This is a genomic window from Nocardia sp. NPDC051911 (assembly GCF_040681035.1).
Lineage (GTDB): Bacteria > Actinomycetota > Actinomycetes > Mycobacteriales > Mycobacteriaceae > Nocardia > Nocardia sichangensis.
This window is the reverse complement of the sequence record NZ_JBFAXY010000003.1, coordinates 42599-62167: the sequence shown is the minus strand read 5'-3', so window position 1 is coordinate 62167 and position 19569 is coordinate 42599. Positions and strand designations below refer to the sequence as shown.

Annotated in this window: 14 protein-coding genes and 1 pseudogene; 11 read left to right on the top strand and 4 right to left on the bottom strand. The window is 67.5% G+C overall.

Going from position 1 to position 19569, the window contains the following annotated elements:
• The first annotated feature begins 4 nt into the window (after positions 1–4).
• Positions 5–1833 (top strand): annotated as a pseudogene (locus AB0L97_RS04960) (phosphoenolpyruvate carboxykinase (GTP)).
• The gene (locus AB0L97_RS04955; RefSeq protein WP_364425345.1) at positions 1830–3482 is read left to right on the top strand and encodes a SulP family inorganic anion transporter; all 1653 of its coding nucleotides are present in this window, start codon (positions 1830–1832) and stop codon (positions 3480–3482) included. The pseudogene AB0L97_RS04960 and the gene AB0L97_RS04955 overlap by 4 nt, the downstream one beginning before the upstream one ends.
• A gap of 150 nt (positions 3483–3632) precedes the next feature.
• On the opposite strand, the gene AB0L97_RS04950 is transcribed toward AB0L97_RS04955, so the two are convergent.
• Positions 3633–3968 carry a spore germination protein GerW family protein gene (locus AB0L97_RS04950; protein ID WP_364425343.1) on the bottom strand — a complete coding sequence of 112 codons (336 nt, stop codon included), beginning with the start codon at positions 3966–3968 and terminating at the stop codon, positions 3633–3635.
• Positions 3969–4220: 252 nt separating this feature from the next.
• Here AB0L97_RS04950 and AB0L97_RS04945 point away from each other — a divergent pair, with 252 nt between their 5' ends.
• From AB0L97_RS04945 to AB0L97_RS04925, 5 genes are all read left to right on the top strand, one after another.
• A complete protein-coding gene (locus AB0L97_RS04945; protein WP_364425341.1) occupies positions 4221–4748 on the top strand; it encodes a flavodoxin domain-containing protein in 528 nt (175 codons plus the stop codon).
• Between the two features lie 179 nt (positions 4749–4927).
• Positions 4928–5575, top strand: a complete 648-nt coding sequence (locus AB0L97_RS04940) for a response regulator transcription factor (RefSeq protein ID WP_364425703.1) — start codon at positions 4928–4930, stop codon at positions 5573–5575.
• A gap of 233 nt (positions 5576–5808) precedes the next feature.
• Positions 5809–6108, top strand: coding sequence for a hypothetical protein (locus AB0L97_RS04935; protein ID WP_364425339.1), 300 nt, complete (start codon positions 5809–5811; stop codon positions 6106–6108).
• 146 nt (positions 6109–6254) lie between these two features.
• Positions 6255–7253: an NAD(P)H nitroreductase gene (locus AB0L97_RS04930; RefSeq protein ID WP_364425337.1), complete on the top strand. Its 999-nt coding sequence runs from the start codon at positions 6255–6257 to the stop codon at positions 7251–7253.
• Between the two features lie 120 nt (positions 7254–7373).
• Positions 7374–8069, top strand: coding sequence for an SRPBCC family protein (locus tag AB0L97_RS04925; protein ID WP_364425335.1), 696 nt, complete (start codon positions 7374–7376; stop codon positions 8067–8069).
• Here AB0L97_RS04925 and AB0L97_RS04920 read toward each other — a convergent pair.
• The gene (locus tag AB0L97_RS04920; protein WP_364425333.1) at positions 8053–8508 is read right to left on the bottom strand and encodes a nitroreductase family deazaflavin-dependent oxidoreductase; all 456 of its coding nucleotides are present in this window, start codon (positions 8506–8508) and stop codon (positions 8053–8055) included. The two genes, AB0L97_RS04925 and AB0L97_RS04920, sit on opposite strands and share 17 nt — an antisense overlap.
• A 74-nt stretch (positions 8509–8582) precedes the next feature.
• Positions 8583–11876 (bottom strand): BTAD domain-containing putative transcriptional regulator, encoded by a 3294-nt coding sequence (locus AB0L97_RS04915; protein WP_364425331.1) that lies wholly within the window; start codon positions 11874–11876, stop codon positions 8583–8585.
• A gap of 104 nt (positions 11877–11980) precedes the next feature.
• Here AB0L97_RS04915 and AB0L97_RS04910 point away from each other — a divergent pair, with 104 nt between their 5' ends.
• From AB0L97_RS04910 to AB0L97_RS04895, 4 genes are all read left to right on the top strand, one after another.
• Positions 11981–12658: a hemerythrin domain-containing protein gene (locus tag AB0L97_RS04910; protein WP_364425329.1), complete on the top strand. Its 678-nt coding sequence runs from the start codon at positions 11981–11983 to the stop codon at positions 12656–12658.
• A gap of 266 nt (positions 12659–12924) precedes the next feature.
• Positions 12925–13527, top strand: coding sequence for a hypothetical protein (locus tag AB0L97_RS04905; RefSeq protein WP_364425327.1), 603 nt, complete (start codon positions 12925–12927; stop codon positions 13525–13527).
• Positions 13508–14452, top strand: a complete 945-nt coding sequence (locus AB0L97_RS04900) for a hypothetical protein (RefSeq protein ID WP_364425325.1) — start codon at positions 13508–13510, stop codon at positions 14450–14452. Before AB0L97_RS04905 ends, AB0L97_RS04900 begins: the two co-directional genes overlap by 20 nt.
• A gap of 143 nt (positions 14453–14595) precedes the next feature.
• Entirely contained in the window at positions 14596–15396 is an 801-nt protein-coding gene (locus AB0L97_RS04895) for a hypothetical protein (protein WP_364425323.1), read from the top strand.
• A gap of 3 nt (positions 15397–15399) precedes the next feature.
• On the opposite strand, the gene AB0L97_RS04890 is transcribed toward AB0L97_RS04895, so the two are convergent.
• Positions 15400–19545 (bottom strand): TIR domain-containing protein, encoded by a 4146-nt coding sequence (locus AB0L97_RS04890; RefSeq protein WP_364425321.1) that lies wholly within the window; start codon positions 19543–19545, stop codon positions 15400–15402.
• Positions 19546–19569: the final 24 nt, after the last annotated feature.

The following is a 19569-nucleotide window of genomic DNA, read 5'->3' as shown; positions in this document are numbered from 1 at the left end:
ATATATCGTGACCCGTCACCTGAACGCGACCGTGCAGGCGCCGACCGACCATGAGGGCATCCTGGCGTGGGTCGCCGAAGTCGCGGAGTTGACCGCACCTGATCGCATCGTGTTCTGCGACGGCTCCCGGGCGGAATGGGATCGGCTCACCGGGCTGCTGGTGGAGAAGGGCACCTTTGTGCCGCTCGCGGCGAAGCCGAACTCATTCTGCTGCGCGTCGGATCCCGACGATGTGGCGCGAGTGGAGGATCGCACCTTCATCTGCTCGGAACATCGCGAGGACGCCGGCCCGACCAACAACTGGGTCGATCCACTGGACATGCGCACGGTGATGACCGAGCACTATCGCGGGGCCATGGCGGGACGGACGATGTATGTGATCGCGTTCTGCATGGGGCCGTTGGATGCCGAAGACCCGAAATACGGTGTGCAGTTGACCGATTCAGAGTACGTGGCGGTGACGATGCAGATCATGACCCGCTCCGGCGCGCTGGTGTGGGACAAGCTCACCGATGGGACAGGCTTCGTGAAGTGCCTGCACTCGGTCGGCGCGCCACTGCGAGAAGACGAGGCGGACGTGCCGTGGCCATGTGATGCGACCAAGTACATCTCACATTTTCCCGAGCGCCGGGAGATCTGGAGTTACGGCTCTGGGTACGGCGGCAACGCGCTGCTGGGCAAGAAGTGTTTCGCACTGCGCATCGCCTCGGTGCTCGGGCGTGAGGAGGAATGGCTGGCCGAGCACATGCTGATTCTCAAACTCACCTCGCCACAGGGAAGGTCCACTACATCGCCGCCGCGTTCCCGTCCTCGTGCGGTAAGACCAACCTCGCGATGCTCGAACCAGCCCTCCCGGGCTGGAGAGCGGAGACGATCGGCGACGACATCGCGTGGATGCGGTTCGGAGCTGACGGCCGACTGTACGCGGTGAACCCGGAGGCTGGGTTCTTCGGTGTCGCTCCGGGAACCGGAGCGCAGACCAACCCGAACGCGATCGCCACGATCGATGCCGGAAATTCGATCTTCACCAACACCGCACGCACCGATGATGGTGACGTGTGGTGGGAAGGCTTGACCGACACTCCGCCCGCGCACCTGACCGACTGGCAGGGTCACGACTGGACCCCGGATGCGGAAAGCACGGCCGCTCATCCTAATTCCCGCTATTGCACCCCGATCCAGCAGTGCCCGTCGGTGGCGGCGGAGTGGGACGACCCGGCTGGGGTGCCGATCTCCGCGATCTTCTTCGGCGGCCGGCGCAGCTCGACGGTGCCACTGGTGACCGAGACCTTCGACTGGGCACACGGGGTGTTCACCGCATCGGTGCTGTCGTCGGAGACCACTGCGGCGTCGACGGGAGCGGTGGGTGTGGTGCGTCGGGATCCGATGGCGATGCTGCCGTTCCTCGGCTACCACGTCGGCGATTACTTCGCGCACTGGCTGAGACTCGGCGCCGCCGCCGATCCCGCGATGCTGCCGAAGATCTTCCAGGTCAATTGGTTCCGCCGCAGTGCCGACGGCAGCTTCCTGTGGCCAGGATTCGGCGACAACGTGCGCGTCCTCGCGTGGGCCCTCGATCGCTTGGACGGTGCCGCCGGTGCCGTGGAGACCCCGATCGGGTTTGTCCCAACTGCCGAGGCCCTGGACTTGACCGGCCTCTCGGAGCGAGCCCGGGAACGGGTCACCGCGGCGCTGGCGGTCGAGATCGACGAATGGGTAGCCGAGACCGCATCGATCGATGAGTGGTACGCCACCATCGGCGGCAATCGGCTGCCCGACCAACTGCGTGCACAGCTGGCCGCGCTGAAGTTGCGTCTGGCCAGAGCACTGTGAACGCGCTCGCGCTACTGCCGCGCCGGTCGGACTGGAAACCTGCGCTCCGCTCGCCCGGCACAGACCTGGTGTCGGGTCTGATCGTCGCCTTGGTGGCGCTGCCCCTCGCGCTCGGCTTCGGAATCTCCTCCGGGCTGGGCGCGGCCGCTGGACTCTCCACCGCTGTGGTCGCGGGCGCGATCGCGGCGGTGTTCGGCGGATCCCGCTTCCAAGTGTCCGGGCCCACGGGCGCGATGACGGTGGTCCTGGTGCCGATCGTCGGCCGGCACGGCGCGAGCGGGGTGCTGACCGTGGGGCTGCTGGCCGGCCTTGTGCTGGTGGTACTGGCCTTCGCCGGGGTCGGGCGGGCTGTGCGCTACATGCCCGCACCGGTGATCGAAGGCTTCACCGCCGGCATCGCGGTTGTCATCGCGCTGCAACAGGTCCCGTCCGCGCTGCAGGTAGCGCACGCCGAGGGCGAGAAGGTGTGGCAGTCGGCATTCGACGCTGTGGGACAATACATTTCGCACCCGCATCATTTGGCGCTCGCGACCACGCTGACGGTGGCCGCGGTCGTCCTGGCCGGTGGGCGGTATCTGCCGAAACTGCCGTTCTCGTTGATCGCGGTGGCCACCGCAACCCTCGCAGCGCAGGTGCTCGATCTGGACCTGACCCCCATCGGAACCATTCCCTCCGAATTGCCCGCGCCCACACTCGGATTCGTACACTTCGATCAGTTGGGGTCGCTGGTCGCGCCGGCACTGGCAGTGGCGGCGCTGGCCGCACTCGAGTCTCTGTTGTCGGCGACCGCCGCCGATGCGATGGCCGTGGGCACCCGCCACAACCCCGACCGCGAACTGCTCGGGCAAGGCGTGGCGAACATCGCAGCTCCCCTGTTCGGCGGGGTGCCTGCCACTGGTGCGATCGCTCGCACCGCGGTCAACGTCCGTTCCGGTGCCCGCACGCGTCTGTCCGCGCTGACCCACGCCGTCGTGCTTGCCGCGATCATCTACCTCGCCGCACTCCTCGTGGCGAAGATCCCACTGGCAGCCTTGGCAGGTGTGCTCTTAGCGACGACCGTACGGATGGTGGAGACCGCGTCGCTGGCCGCGATCGCCCGCGCCTCACGCGGGGATGCGGTCGTCATGGCGATCACCTTCGGCGTCACCGTCGCCTTGGACCTGGTGACCGCGGTCGCCGTCGGCGTCGGCATCGCCACCGTGCTCGCTCTGCGGTCGGTGGCGAAAGAAGCCCGGCTCCAGCAAGTCCCACTCGAGCACGACGACAGCGGCCACTTGGCCGAGGAAGACGACCTGCGGCACGACCACATAGTCGCCTATCGCATCGATGGCCCCGTGTTCTTCGCCGCCGCCCATCGGTTCCTGCTGGAACTGGCCGACGTTTCAGATGTACGCGTGGTCATCCTGCGCATGTCCGGAATCACCGCCTTGGACACCACCGGCGCACTCGTGCTGAAAGACGCCATCGGCAAACTCGAACAGCGCCACATCACCGTCCTGATGTCCGGTCTACGCCAAGACCATCGACGCCGCCTGGCCGCGATCGGCGCCCTGCCCGCAGACGGCGACGCGCACATCTTCGCCCACACACCCGAGGCGATCGCTCACGCCCGCGGATACACACGAAGCCCCGCCGGACAAAACATATGAGCCGGTCTGGCCTACGCCGACACTCGCGCAGCGCATCCCCGACATGCGCGGCGCGAGGCCGTCGGGATCGATGTCGGCGTAGGTGCTCGACGACCCCGGCGCGACGGCATCATCGCGCTGCCATCCGTCGACCCCATGCGGCCCGGGCGGCTACTTCGCCTGGATCTTTGCGATGCGAACACCGACGACGAGAGCGGTGACCGCCACGACGCCGATCACCGTCGCCAGCCGATTGACGTCGACAGCAGGCGTCCAGCGCACATGACCGTTCTTCACCACGAAGGCGCCGACCGGTTTGGCCCCCAGACCGAAACCGCCACCCGCCCCTCCCTGCCCCGAGTTGTCGGTGCCTGCACCGGAGCCGCCGCCACCGGAGATCGCGGCGGCCGCGATCACCGTGGTTCCGTCCCGCTCGACCGGCTCCGCATACACCCGCGTGACCGTCAAGGAGTCCTTCGCCGTGGCCAGTACATCCGCGACCTTCATCTGCCTGATCTCCGTCCGTCTTGCTGTCGAAACGCCCGCGCTCGGGCCACTTCAAGCTTCGAGAGAGGCTCAGGCCGGGCAAAGAGTCCTCCGACCCCCTCGCTGGGGCGCAATGGCATTCGTCGGTAGCGCGCTCTCCTCGAAGCGACCGTGGTCGAAAGTCCCTCGGCGCGAGGCGCTTCGGCACTGCTGCCACCGACGCCTTCTCCGTAACGTCGAGGTTCCGCAGGTAGGCCCTTGGAGGAGATCGAGATGCTGGCGCGAGTCGTCTATGAATCAATGTTCGGCAACACCGCCGCCATCGCCGGGGCGATCGCCGAGGGTCTGGGCGCATACGCCACAGTGGAGGTCATGGACGTCGCTACGGCCGCCCAAATGAGCGCGGTACAGGTGGATCTGCTGGTGGTCGGCGCGCCCACGCATGCCTTCGGACTGAGCAGACCACGCACCCGACGCGACGCCGCCGAGCGGACCACAGCAGCAGTAGCCGTCGATATCGGAGTCAGGGAATGGCTCGACGCGGCGTTCACCGTTCCGGCGGGCAGCAGAGCTGCGGCGTTCGGCACCAAAGCCGCAACTCCAGCGTGGCTGCCGGGGTCGGCCGCGCGCGGCGTGGCGAAACGGTTGCGCCGTTCGGGTTACGAACTCGCGGACGATCCGATGGATTTCCTCGTCACCGACGTGACCGGGCCACTGGCTGATGGCGAACTCGAGCGGGCACGCGCATGGGCGCAACGGCTGGCGTGCGCCGAACTCGACCGGGTCGCTCACCCCAGCTGATATCGAGAGCTGCACCGCATCCCATATCCGGGTCCGCCGCTCGACCGGTGCCGCCGGTGTAGGGATCGGAATCCCGTACGCCCGCTGCGGGGTGATGCGGCGGCCGAAGCCGTGGTGGCAGAGCCTCGATTCGTACACTTCAGGAGAACAGCATGACCGAGCGACGAAAGGGGCCATCCATGGTCAAGGTCTTTCTGGTCGATGACCATGAGATCGTCCGCCGCGGCGTCGCCGACCTCGTCGACCTCGAGCCGGACCTCGAGGTGATCGGCGAAGCGGGCAGCTACTCGCAAGCGCTGGCCCGGATCCCTGCCCTCCGCCCCGACGTCGCCGTGCTGGACATGCGGCTGCCCGATGGCAACGGCATCGAACTGTGCCGCGAACTGCTCTCGGCCGCCCCCGACCTGCGTTGCCTGATCCTCACCTCCTTCACCGACGAACAGGCCATGCTCAACGCCATCCTCGCCGGAGCCAGCGGATACGTGGTCAAGGACATCAAGGGTCTCGCGCTCATCGATGCCATCCGCGCCGTCGGCGCTGGTAACTCGCTGCTGGACAACCGTGCAGCCGCAGCGCTCATGGCGAAGCTGCGGTCGGAAGCGGAAGCCAAGACCGGACCGCTCGCCGGTCTCACCGACCAGGAGCGCACGTTGCTCGCCCTGCTGGGCGAAGGGCTCACCAATCGGCAGATCGCAAGCCGGATGTTCCTCGCGGAGAAGACTGTCAAGAACTACGTGTCACGACTGCTGGCCAAACTCGGCGTCGAACGCCGCACCCAAGCCGCAGTGCTGGCCACCAAATTGGAACAGCCGCGACAGCCGTCCTGAATCTGCGGTGCGGTCTCCCCCGATCGGCATGATGGCAGCCTTCGCCGACCAGGCGGCCCTCGCTCTGCAGTTGACCGACACCCAGCGCCGGATGCGCGAAGCGGTGAGCAACGTGGTGCGGCATGCGGCCGCGAGCACCGTAGCGGTCGAATTGCAGATCGAGGACGACGTCACGATCGAGGTGACGGACCCGCCCAGCCGCAGCCCATTTCCACCGAGACGAGGGAATAATCATGAGCGACAACGCATCCGGCCAGCCCTACCATGCCGAGCCGGGAGAAAGCCTCGCCGACCCGTACAACATTCCGGGCATCGTGCTGTTCATCACCGGAGTAGCGATCCTGGCGGCCACACTCACCACAGCTGGATCGGGATTCACCGGCTGGGTGACTCTCGGGGCCGCCGCCACCGTGTTGTGCTTCGCCGCCAGCGTCGCGGTGTTCTGGTTCGAGCACGAGCGCCTGCGTCGTCTCGCTCGACACCGCTCCCCGCTTCGGGCCGAGTCGCGGCCGAACCCGCAGGGCCGCACGTAACCGCAGCGCGGTACCGGCTTCACCGCCCACAGGCCATCATGGCGGTCGCCGACTTCCTGACCGGTCAGCCCATCAGGACCGTTCGCGGCGAAATACGGGACCTACGGCCCCTTCGGACACCGGCCCTCGACCCCTACCGTGACAATATGAACGAGCAACCGACCGGAGAAACCATCCAGCGAGCCGTCCTGCTCGCCGGCCGGGCGCCGTCGCTGCACAACAGCCAACCCTGGCATTGGACTTACGACGGTCACACCCTGCGTCTGTTCGCCGTGCCCGGACGCATGCTCCCAGCGACGGACAAATCGGGCAGGCAGTTGCTGATCAGCTGCGGTGTCGCTCTGGACCATCTGCGCGCCGCGATGGCCGCCGCGGGCTGGCGGATCCACCTCGCCCGCTTCCCCGACCCGAACCGCCGGGAACACCTGACCAACATCACGTTCGAACCGGCTCGAATCGTCACCGAAGGCGACCGTGCACGCGCTGACGCCATTCTGCGACGGCACACCGACCGGCTCCCGTTCCAGGCGCCTTCCGGATGGTCCGACTTCGAACAGGTGCTTCGGTCCACCTTCGAACCATCCGCAGTCACACTCGACGTGCTCCGCGACGACAGTCGTCCCGCCCTGGCCCGCGCCTCGGAGATGACCGCCGCCCTGCGCCGCTACGATGCGGGCTACCACGCCGAATTGTCATGGTGGACCGGGCACGTCGTCGCCGAGGCAGGGGTACCGAAAGAGGTCCTGGTCTCGCCGGAGGAGCGGCAGCGAGTCGGTGTGGCCCGCACGTTTCCCGCCACCCCCACCGGCGACCGGCGCGGCCAGATCACCGACGACCATTCGGTCATTCTCGTTCTGTCGACCAGCAGCGACGCACCCGATGACATGGTGCGTTGCGGAGAGGTCCTGTCCACTGTGTTGCTGGAGTGCACACTCGCGGGCTATGCCACATGTCCACTGACGCATCTCACCGAAACGCCACAAAGCCGAGCGGTCGTGCGTGAGCTGATCCGCCATCCAGCTCTGCCGCAGGTCCTGATCCGGGTCGGCATCGCGCCCGAACCGGAACAGGACATGCCGGCGACACCGCGTCGGCCGCTTCACGAGATCCTGGATATGCCGGAATCCGTGCGCCCGGCTCGGTGACCTCGCAGCCGAGTCGCTGGGCACGTGAACGTTGCCGGTGTTCGGTTCATCGCCTGCCGCTGTACAACCGGCACCACCCCTCATCCCCGAACGCTCACGTCGACCCAGGAGTCGGAACTCATGAGAACAGTCGCGATTGGCGCAGCCGGCGCATCGGCCCTCGCCGGGCTCGCGATAACCTATCGGGCCTTCTGGCGCACCAGATGCTTGACCTGGGGTGCCGCAGCGGAGGAGATTGCCCGAGTCATGCCAGGCGACGAACTACTGGTCGACCCCGACATCGTCACGACGCGGGCGATCACGATCGGCACCGCCGCGGACGCGATCTGGCCGTGGCTGGTTCAGCTGGGACCGGGCCGTGGCGGCGCGTACACCTACGATTGGCTCGAGAACATGCTCGGTCTCGACATGCATAGCGCCGAGCAGATCCTGCCACAGTTCCAAAACCTTGCCATCGGTGATGATCTCGCCCTCGGCAAGTCGGGCCCGCGTATGCGAGTCGCGGCTTTGGAACCCGAACACGCATTGGTCTTCGCTTCCGATGACGGCCACTGGGTCTGGGCATTCGGGCTATACCCGATAGATGGAGCCACCCGGCTGGTGAGTCGCAACCGCATCGCGCTCACCGGCTCCTCGAAGCTGACCCGCGGGTTCTACCAACTCGTTATGGAACCGGGGAGTCTGGTAATGGAGCGCAAAATGCTGCTGGGCATCAAACAGCGCGCCGAGCGGCTGTCACCTGGACGCTCACTCGCAGGGAGCAACGGCACTGCTAAGTCTGCTTCCCGCGGGACGCCGCTCACCGGCGCGGGCTGAGCAAGACCAAAGGGATCTGACGGGTGGTCCGCTTCTGGTAGGTCTGGTACCCCGGGTACGCTGCGACGACCTCTGGCCACCGCCGGTCGCGTTCCTGCGGGGGGAGCACGCGGGCAGTCATCGGTTGCTTCGCGCCGTGCTGGAACGACACCTCGACCGCGGGATCGGCACACAGGTTGTGGAACCAATCCGGGGAGATGTCGTCTCCGCCCCGCGAAGCGACGATCAGATAACTGTCGCCCGCCACGACGGGAACGGTGAGGATCACGATGCGCGGCAACCCTGTTCGCCGTCCGGTCGTGGTGAGAGCCAGGGTTGGCATCTTCTTGAATCGAGTGCCGGCACGGCCGCCGCTGATGTCGAGCAGCTTGCGGTGCGCGGTGGTCACGGTCTTGAGGTACAGATCGGTGGCCGCGCGAAAGCGGCGGGTATTCGGCATCGGGGTACTCCTCGGTCGGTCCGGATCGTCGGGAACGATGGTCCGGGTCCGACTTGTGAGCGACCAGTGAAGCGTCAGCGCTCGAGGCGTTCGGCCGCGGCCGCGATCCAAGTGGGGTTGCCGCAGCGTTGGGCGACGTGGAGCGCGGCCCGGTAGTGCGCGGCGGCGAGTTCGGCATCGCCGCGCCGGGCCGCCAGGTCACCGAGAACGGTGTCGACCGGACCGACCGCGTAGGAACCGGTGTCGGCGCCACCGAGCCGGTCACGGTAGGGAAGCAGATCGCGGTAGAGCGCGGCGGCCTCGGTGGGCGTGCCCAGTGTCGCGACCGCCATGCCGCGCAGTGTGAGGAACAGCGATCGGAACACGTCGTCGCGGATCGGCCGGGCCCGGCGCCGGATCCGCGCCGCTTCCGCCCGATCGCCGGCCGAGAGCAGGGCCAGCACCAGGAAATCCACCATGGCGTCGACGGTCGCGGGGACGGCGCTCTCGGCGAATGCACCGGCCATCTCGGCCAGTTCACCGGCGCGGCCCTGGTGCAGCCGCACTACGAACAGCGCCATGGCCAGGATTCCGCCCGCATTGAAAATGCCCGCGCGGGTCAGCAGTTCGTTGGCTCGCAGATAGTGCTGCTCGGCCGTGTCGGGATCACCGGTCATGAGCGCCACCAGCCCGCACGCCATCGCGTTCGCCACCTGCGCCTGCCGCCACTGATAGCGGTCTGCCAGCGCGGTGGCCGCCTGGAGATGCTCGCGGACGGCGGCGATGTCAGCCGCGGACGCGGCGGCCTGAACCGCGACCGTGTGTCCGAGGAGCAGGTAATCGCTCCGGTCGGTGCGTCGCCCGACCTCGATCAACTCGGCTCCGAGCGGGCCGCGCTCCGGCGAGTCGTACAGCGAGGCCTGCGCTTGCAGCGCGGGAGCGAGCAGGGCGTCGTCGCCGAGCTCGCGGGCCAGAGTTTCGGCCTCGGCGGCGGCCACCGCCGCGCGTTCGCCGGCCTCGCCGCCGATCTCGTCGACAAGCGTCACCAGCAGTCGGCACCGGTCGGCGGGAGCGAGGCCGGGGGAACGCAGTGCGTCCTCTATCCAACCGACGACCCGGTGCTCGACCACGCCGTACTGTCGATTCATCCACGGGGTGGGTGTGTCCCACGCGGTGAACGCCCGTACCAGCAGATCGACTCGGCCGGCCTCCTCCGCCAGCGCCGCGGCCCGGTGCCGAGCGGTTCGAGCGGCGAGCCCGGCGCCACCGGCGAGATGACTGCGACCCGCCCGGCACAGCATCGCGACCCGTTCCTCGACGATGTCGGCGCCGGTGTGACGCTCGAGCGCGGCGGCCGCGCGTTCATACCCGGCCGCGGCGACGTCGTGGGCGTAGCGCCGCTCGGCCCGTTCGGCTGCCGCCACGGCGTAGTCGGCGGCTCGTCGTGCCGTCTCCGGGTTCACCGACTCGCCGTAGTGATGGGCCAAAGCCGCGAGATCGCCAGGATCGATCTCCTCGATCGCGGCGGCGACCCGCCGATGCCATCGGTCACGGCGGATCCGGGAGAGGTCGCCGAGCAGCGTATCCCGAACCAAAACGTGCGTGAAACGCGCTCGGCCGCTGGCCGGTTCGTCCAGGAGCCCGGAGAGCACCCCCGCTTCCACCGCGTCGAGCACGTCGTCCTCGGGCACCTCGGCCGCGCGCACCAGCACCGCGACATCGAACTCCCGGCCGATCACCGCGGCCAGACGCAGCAGCGCCACCCCGGTCTCGGGAAGCCGGGAAAGCCTGCGGCGCAGTACGTCCCGCACACCCTCCGGAACGTCCGACGCGGCGACCAGCTCGCCCTCGCTCTGCAGCAGACGTGCGACCTCGATGAGATAGAACGGATTCCCGCCGGTGCGCTCGTGCAACGTCCGGACCACAGCGGCCGCCGGTGTGCTGCCGGTCAGGGCGGTGATCAGGCGACCGCTGTCCTCGACGCCGAGGCCGCGCAGGCGAACCCGGGCGCGTACGGTGGTGGCAAGGGCCGCGAGCGCGTCTGCCAACGCAGGCGGCACCTCGTCGGGGCGGTAGCCGATCACGACGAGCCCGGGTACCTGCGTCGCCACCGCGGTGAGCAGCGCCGCTGTCTCGGTGTCGCCCCGATGTACGTCATCGAGCAGGATCGCCAACGGGGCGACGGCGGCGACGGCGCTCAGGTAGCCGCACACCGCCCGATGTAGCAGGAAACGGCCATGGTCGCGGTCGGCGTCCTGTGCACCGGCGCCATCGGTGAGCAGCGGCGCCAGGGCAGGCGCGAAGCCGCCGGGATCGTGCTCGCGGGCCAGGGCGCGCAGGATCTCGACCCATGGCCAAGCCGACGGAGCGGCGTCGTCCTCCGGGCAGCGTCCGATCACCACCCGGTGCCCGTTCGCGCGCAAGGCCGCGCCGAAGTGCTGCAGCAGAGTCGATTTCCCACTGCCGGCTTCACCCGCCACAGTCGCCGACCGAGGGTCGGCACCGGCGGCCGCGTCGCGCAGCGCGGCGAGTTCTCCGGTTCGGCCGAACAATCCCGGATTCGGCTCGGCCTGCGGGGCGCTCGCGGCCGCTGCGGATGTGGACGGTGTCTGCGGGAGTGGAATCGCCCGCTCGCGCAGCGGGATTCGTTGCGCGAGGATGTCCGCCTCCAGCCGGGTCAAAGCCGGACCCGGATCTATGCCGAGTTCGTCCGCGAGAACGTTGCGGGCCTGGCGCAGGGCGCTCAGCGCGTCGGCTTGGCGGCCCGCCCGATATCGAGCCAGCGCTGTCAGTCGCCACGCCTCTTCCCGCAGCGGGTGCTCCTTACTCAAGACCTCGGCCTCGGCAGCGGCGAGCGCCGGCTCGTCGAGCTCGAGCAGGGCGGCCGCGAGTTGCTCGCGGGCGCCCAGCCGTAATTCCTCCAGCCGCGCCGCTTCCGCGGTCGCCCACGGCTCCGCCGCGTAGGCGGCGTAGGCGGGGCCCTGCCAGCGGGCGAGCGCGCGTTCCAGCGTGCGCCGTCGCTCGCGCGGATCGCCCTGCTGCCCAGCGGCGTCGAGTTCCGCGCCGAAGTGCCACGCGTCCACGTCCTCGGTGGCGAATCGGACCGCGTAGCCGGGGGTCCGGCTGATCAGAACGGTGGCGGGTGTGCGCGGTGCCCGCTGCGGCTCCAGCAACCGCCGCAGGTTGGAGACGTAGGCTTGCAGTGCGCCGAGTGCCCGCGGCGGCGGTTCACCCCGCCACAGGTCATCGATGAGGCGATCGACCGGCACGACCTCGCCCCGTGCTACCAGCAGCCGCGCCAGCACGCCACGTTGCCGCGGACCGCCGAGATCGAGTTCGCCCCGCTCGTCCGCCGCGGTCAGCGCGCCGAGCACCCGGATCCGAACCATGACGCGCCAAGTCTAAGACCGACCCCCATGCAGTGCCTTACAAGTGGGCTGCAAGCGGCGGGCCGCACAGTCGTCGCGGTTCACCGCCGCGACAGGAGCACCGCATGAACACCGCCCGCACCGCGCCCAGCCGCCCCGACACCTACGACATGGTCGTCCTGCACAACGCCTTCCGCAGACACTTCAGCGCTCTGCCCGGCCTCGTCGCTGCGGTGGCGCCCGGAGACGTCGAGCGCGCCCGGCGCCTGATCACCTTCCTCGGCGAACTCGGCGACGGCCTGCACCACCATCACACCGGCGAGGACGAGCTCATGTGGCCGATCCTGCTCGAGCGCGCCTCCGCGGACGCCGCTCTGGTGCTGCGCATGGAGGAACAGCACGAGCGGATCGCCGAACTCACCGAGCGCGCCCACCGTGACGGGACCGAGTTCGCCACCGCCGCCGACCCGTCGGTTCGGGACCGGCTCGCGGCCACGCTGCGGGCGCTGTCCGATACCCTCGACGAGCACATGGCCGAGGAGGAGCGGCACATCCTGCCCGTGGTCGAGAACGTCATGACCGCGCTCGAATGGCAGGCTCTCGGCGAACGCGGCCGCGAGCACATGCCGAAGGACCGCCAGCTGGTCTTCCTCGGCTTCATTCTGCAGGGCGTCTCCGACGACGACCGCCGGAAAATTCTCGCCGAGATGCCACTTCCCGCCCGGCTCGCGTGGCGTCTGCTCGGCCGCCGCGTCTTCGCCAAGGAATACCGCGAGATCTACCACGCTGATCCGGAGTGGTGACCGCGAGACAACAATCGAACTCGCTGTACCTGGTCGAAGAAATGCCCAGCCGCCGCCGAGATACGGTGCATTCGCATGCCGCACACAGCGTCATGAGTGACAGAAATGGTGCTTCGTCACCTGGGCAGTGTAGGGAAATCCACTCTGCCGTCTGATCTTTTGAGAGATGATCAGTGGTGCGACACGGTCGGTCACGTGCGCGTTGACTGAGCACCGACGTAATCGTGTTCCGGAATGCGGGGAGGGAAAGAATGTTCGCTCGGCGAATGATGGTCGTGGGTGGGGCGGCGCTCGCGTTATCGGCATGCGCCACGTCGATACCCGACCCGCAAGCGGGCACTGCGACGACGACCCAACTGTTGTCCGGAACCGATGCCCCGCCGGGTGATGAAGCGCCGGGGCGACCAGGCAAAACCGATGCCGGTAAGGCGGCCGGGGCGCCCTTCCGGATTCCGGCGTTCACCGAACTCCAGGGCGCACCAATCGTCGCGGTCAAAGAGTTGGCAGTGCAGCGCATAGCCGCGGCGTGCGGCGGCTGCGCGAGCGTTGCCGTTGCACAGGACAAGGCCGACACCTACCGCAGCATTTGCCAGTACTCCGGATTCTCCGGCGCGAAGCAGGATTCGACCCCGACCGGAGAGTCGGTGAACGGGTCGTTGATTCTGATGTCCGGCTCGACACTGACGCTGCTCACGGGAACACTGTCCCCGCAGAAACTTCCCTGCGGCACAGAAGGCTTCGAACCGAAGACATCCGACACCACCTCCCCCACGAGAACCGTCTCCCCTACCGGAGCCGACTCGACCACCCGAACCCAAACGCCCACCGAGACGGCGACGAGCAAGCCACGTGTCACCACCACCAGATGAGCAGGCGTCGACACCCGCAACGGGTTCGGCGTTCGACGGGTTCGGTCACGTCGCACGATCCATCGGGCAACTGGTCGCGCCGACTACGTTGCTCACCGCCGTCCTGTTCTACTTCGGATGGGCGCATGTCTACTGGTACTTCAACTACTTCGGTGTCGACTCGACGACGCTGAATCCGAGCATCCGTGAGTACCTGATGCGCACCGTCGACGCACTGTTCGTGCCGCTGACACTCGTCGGTCTCATCGGTATGGCGGTGCTCTGGGGATACGTCGCGCTTCCGGATTCGATCCGCACCCGTCGACCGGGGCGGTGGGCCACCGCCGCGATGGTGCTGATCGCCGGGGCGGTCCTCGTCAACGGGCTGTCCCGGATATACGTAGTGACCCCGATCAACAAGGGTTTGTGCGTAGCACCGGTGTCGATCATCGCTGGGGTGCTGGTGTTCTGGCTGCTGGTCGTGCTGCGTCGTAAGCGTCTGCGTGAAAGCCTGCCTGCGACAGCGCCGCCACCGTCGCAGGCGGCAGCGGTCGCGGAGTGGGTGATCCTGTTTCTCATGGTCGGCATCAATTTGTTCTGGATCGCCACCGATTACTCGGTCGCGGTCGGTCAGACCCGAGCTCGGGAATGGGCCGCGCAACTGCCCACCAGTTCCCAAGTCATCATCTACAGCGAAAAGGAATTGCACCTTTCCGGGCCGGATGTCCGAACGACGCCCTGCGACCCCGACCCCGACACCGGATCCGCCTACCGGTTCCGCTACGACGGGCTGGCGCCACTGAGCCGCATCGGTGACCACTACGTCCTGGTCCCCCGGACCTGGAGGCCCGGGCACGGCGCGGCCATCGTCCTGCCCGCGCAGAGCCCGGGCGCGATCCGGTTCGAGTTCCGCCTGGCGGGCGACACGGTACCGGCCAAATGCTGAATATAAGGCTGCGGTCGAGGGGAGGGTGGATCGCGGCGGGGGTTGTCGTGGTGGTGGCGGTGGGCGTGGCGGTTTGGGTGTGGTGGCCGGCTCAACGTTCGAACCGGGACATGTGGGGCTGGGCGGCGCAAACCGAGCTGCCGATGCCGGTTTCGGGGCCGAGTGGCATCGCGGTCTCCGCGAGCGGAGACGTCTACGTGTCCGAGAACGAGGGCATCCAGCGGCTGCCCTCCGGGCGATACACTCCGGAGCGCATCGGTCTGCCGGATCTGCACTGGCCCTCGGGTTTCGCCATCGGACAGGACGCTCAGCTCTATGTCTGCGACTATCAGCACGGTCAGGTGCTTAAGGTGGCGGCCGACACGAAAAATGTCGCGCTGTTGCCGCTAGTGGGGTTCGGCGCGGCCGACCTGAATAGTTCCGAACGTGCGAACGGAGCCGGCGTCGCGGTCGACCGTACGGGGAATGTGTACATCACCGACCCGGACAACGCCCGAATCCTGAAGTTCCCGGCAGGCTCCAGTACGCAGGTTGTGCTGTTGACGGTCGATCACCTCGGTGCGCCGATCACGGTTTCCGACGCCGGCGAGTTGGTGGTGACGAGCACCGCCCCGGTCAATCGACTGCTGCGTATCCCGCCGGGTTCGGTGACGCCCACCGAAACTCCGCTGCCTGCCGGCGAAGCGGTCGCCGCGCTCGCCTTCGATCACGACGGAGCGCTGCTGCTGGCCGACAACGCCTGGATTCCGGACCCGGCCAGTACGACGGGTGCGTCCACGCGAGACGGGAGATTGTGGCGGATTCCGGCCGGATCGACGACGCCGATTCGGTTGCCGTACGGCGAACTCGGCGCGATCAGCGGGATCGCCGTCGATCCGCACGGCGAGATCCTCATCACCGACGAAAGCGGGGGCCGAGCGGTACGGCTGACGCGCAAGCCGTGAACGTCACGGGCAGGTCCGGCGGTATTCGATCGTCGGGATGTATTGCTGCCAGCCAGCGGAATCGAGTCCCGTACCCACTGTCGTGCAGGCGATTTCGACGGTCCGTCGACGTAATTCGTTCAGCGCGCTCAAGTCCCAGATGACCGCTGGGCCGTCGCTGTACACCGCGACCAGTGTGTCACCGTCGGTGCTCAATTGAGCACCGGCCACCGCATCGGCCCTGGCGTCGATCGGGTCGCCGACTTGTACTGGACGTGCTGGATCAGTGATATCCCACAGAAGGATCCTTCCATCCAACCCCAGTTCCGCGAGCAGGCGGCCGGTCTGATCGAAGATCACGTCGACATCGCCGCCCATGGTGTCCCGCAGCGGGTCGCCGAGCCGACGCGGATGTGCGAGATCCTTCATGTCCCAGAGCTGTATGGTCTTGTCCGTGCTGCTCGTGACCAGGACTCGTGCGGCGGGCGAGTATGCGAGCCTACCGACCATCACTCTGGTGGGTGCCATGCCGGCCAACGACGGTTCATCGGGATTCGTGAGGTCCCATAACGCGGCATTCCCGCCGTTCCAGCCGAGGGCGAGTAGGCGGCCATCGGTAAATGTCAGTCCTGTTATCTGACGGTCGCGCAAGCCGCGTCCGATCCGGCGCGGCGTTTCCCGCTTGCTGATGTCCCACACCAGTGAGTTCTTGTCGGAGCCCGCGGCGAGGCGATTGCCGTCAGGTGTGAACACGATCGCCCGCACGATTCCGCCGAGCCCGGTCAGAGGTGGTCCGAGACGACGAGGATGGGCGCGATCGCTGATGTCCCACAGCGATACCGTCCGGTCCGGCCCGCCTGTGGCCACCGTCTTGCCGTCAGCGGACAAGGCGACCGCCGACAGTCGGTGATCGTTCCTCGAGAAATCGACGTGCTCGGCATTCCAGGTGGCGAGTCGGAGCGGGACTCGCGAGTTCGAGATATCCCAGAGGTCGACGTTGCCGTTGGCGCCGCCGATCGCCATCAAGTCACCGACCGTGGTGACACAGCAGGGTGGCCTCTTCCTATCGAAACTTCCGTACAACGACGGACCGGCAGGCTTGGGCTGAACGCGAAATTCGCTGTCCCACAGCGTGACGCGACCATCCCGAGCACCGGTGGCGACTCGGCCGGTGCTGGCGACCCCTACGGCGCTGACATCGCTCGGCTGGCCGACCCACGCCCCGCTCCACTGTCGCGGGTTTGCTGGATCGTCGAGATCGTAAAGGTATGCCGCGTTGCCATACGCTACGGCGAGTCGACCCGTCGCCGGTGCGAATGCGAAATGGCGGGTCGCTCGCATAGCCGCACCCAGCTGTTGCGGGCGGGTGGGATCGCCCACGTCCCAGCGGGTGAGCCCGGCGAGGTCCAGATAAACCGCCAAGATTCCCCCGCCTGGTGAGAAGGCAAGTGCGTCGGGGCCGAGTGGCGATCGTCCGGGCAGTTGGGCTTCGATTCTCCCGATCTGGTGTGGTGTGCCGAGGTCCGAAACGTCCCATAGGAATACACCTCCGGGAACACCGGTGGCGAGTGTCCGCCGATCGGGCGAAATCGCGACCGCATCGGCGTGTTGTTCCTGCGTCGCCAGCGTTACCGCTCGCGGCGGACCAGTGAAGTCCCACAGCCGCGTCGGCTGGGTCCAGCCGAAAGTGACCCCGAAGGCCCCACCGGAGTCCAGCACCATTTGTGTCTTCTCGTCGATGTCCGGCAGCAGGCGTTTGCCGACCAGCCGATGGCTCGGATCGCTGACATCCCACTCCAGCACGCCTTCCAGGCCGTTTCCGTCGAAGGTGTGATCGTGCGAGACCATACCGAGTCTGGCGTTCCTGGCATCGATATCGATCCCCGCACCGGTCAGTAGTCGGCGTCCGTCCGGTGAAAACACAGGCTCCGCGAGGGTACTCGGGCCGGTCAACGGATCGCCGTACCGGCGCGGTCCGCGCGGATCTGTGAGATCCCACAGCGCGATGACGCCGTCATAGGTCTGTACCGCGAGCATGTGACCGTCCGGGGAGAACACGGTATGGCTCACGTCTCGTCCGTTGCCGTCGAGCGTTCCCCCGTAGTAGGTGCTGGCGAGCCGCTTCACCAGCCAGTTGCGGGTTTCGACACTCGGGTGGATGGCGTCGGCCGCCAGCGCGAGTCGGATCGTGGTGCGCGGTTCGCCGTCGAACACGTCTCGCGCATCCGTGAGCAGCGCGCGCGCGACAGTTGTGCGTTGCTGGTCGACAGCCTTGCGCTGCTGGATCACCGCGATTGTCGCGGCGACCAGCGCCGCGACGAGCAGAGTGGACAGCACGGCCGTCGCGCGCCCACGCCGGAAGCGATCTCTGCGATAGCTACGCTCGAGAAATTCCTTCGCGCTGGAGCTGAGGTCGACACGGTTGGTCGCCAGTCGACGTAGGCGCGGTGGCCACGTGCGCAGATTCGGCCTCCGTTGGACGCGCATGCGTGCGCCGGTGTCGTCCATCGCCGACTCCAGTCGTCCACGCTCCCAGAGCCTGGTCGCCGCGCGGTCCTGCTTCCAGTCAGCGGCGGCTTCCTCGATCGCGCGGCGGGCGCGCAGCGCCTTGCCCTCCTTCTCGATCGCGTCTCGCAGTAGCGGCCAGTGTTGCAGAAACGCTTCGTGTGCCGCCGAGACGACGATTCGTCTGTCTTCTTCATCGATGGTGAGCAGTCGTTGCGTGACGAACGCGTCGACGACCGTGGCGTCGGTTTCGGTCAGCTCGTCGCGCGGTATCCGGGCGCGGGTGGGCACGCCCCGTTCGTCGACGGTCACCAGGCGCAGCATCACGTCGATGATCTGGTTGTCGGTGAGGGTGGTGGCCGCGCGGGCTTCCGCCAGCGCCACTTCGGCCTGACGTACCAGCGCGCCTCGTACACCGCCGGTTTCGTCGTAGCGTTGTAATGAGAGCGTCCCACCGCGGTGCACACCGTCGGCCAGTCGCTCCAGTGCGAATGCCAGCAAGGGCAGCGCCTCACCGCTGTCGGTGTCGGCGAGCAGCTCGGTGACGAGGCCGTCGTCGATACGGAAACCGGCCACCCGCGCAGGTCGTTCGATGACCTCGCGGAGTCCGCCTTTCCGCAGTGGGCGCAATGGATACGTTTCGGTCGACAATGAGCTCATCGCAGGATCGACGATCATTTGGTCGAGGAATTCCGTCCGCAAGGTGGCCAGCACTTGCACGGGCCCGCCGATCGCCGGGGCGAGCAGTTCGGTGAACTCCGCGCGCTGCGCGGGCTCGGCGCGTCGGAATAATTCCTCGAATTGGTCGACCACCAACAGCAGTTTGCGCCGGCGGCTCGACTCGTCCGCGATCAATATCTCATCCGAGACTTCTCGCAAGCCGTCTTTCGCCAGGCGGTCGCGCACCGATGACAGTTGCCAGTCGAGTCCGGTCCGTCGTCTGGCGATCGCCAGCGTCCGGGCAAGCGCACCCACAGGGTCCACGCCGGGCGTCATCGGTTCCATTGGCAGCCAGTAGTTTTCCTCCGCGATCAACGGGATGACACCGGCGCGCACCAGGGAGGATTTGCCGCATCCTGATGGTCCGATGACCAGCAAGACCGAGGGGGTGGATCGGAAGGCGGGGGCGCGCAATCGCTCAGCGATCGCGCTCGCCTCCCGTGCGCGCCCGAAGAAGACCCGGTGCTGGGCGGTCTCGAACGACGCCAAGCCGGGGTACGGCGACTGGTCGTCCGGCCAGCCCGATCCTCCGCCCGCGTCCAGCGCGCGCAACGATCGCGCCAGTCCAGCCCGCGCCGCGTCGGCATCGGCCACGGCGTCGGGCTGCTGGATCGATTTCAGCAGCGGATGTGTCGCGCCCGCCGCCGCACGCACTGGCAGCAATCTGCTGCCGAGGGTTTTCGCGATGCCGATTTCGATTGCGCACCAGGTAGATCGAAGGTAGGTCGGGGTGATGACGCAGACCACCGCGTCGGCCCATCGCAAACGCTCGTAGAGCCGCTGCTCCCATTCCTCCCCTGCGGCAAGGCCGTCGACCGGATGCTGGTCCAGGAACACCTCGTGCCGCTCCGCGACCAGCCAACCGTGGATCTCGTCGGCCCACGCCCGGTCTGTGCCGGCGTGGCTGATGAATACCCGGGCCACCACTCCTCCAGCGATCGCCATACCGTCGTCCCGGCGAAAGCCGGA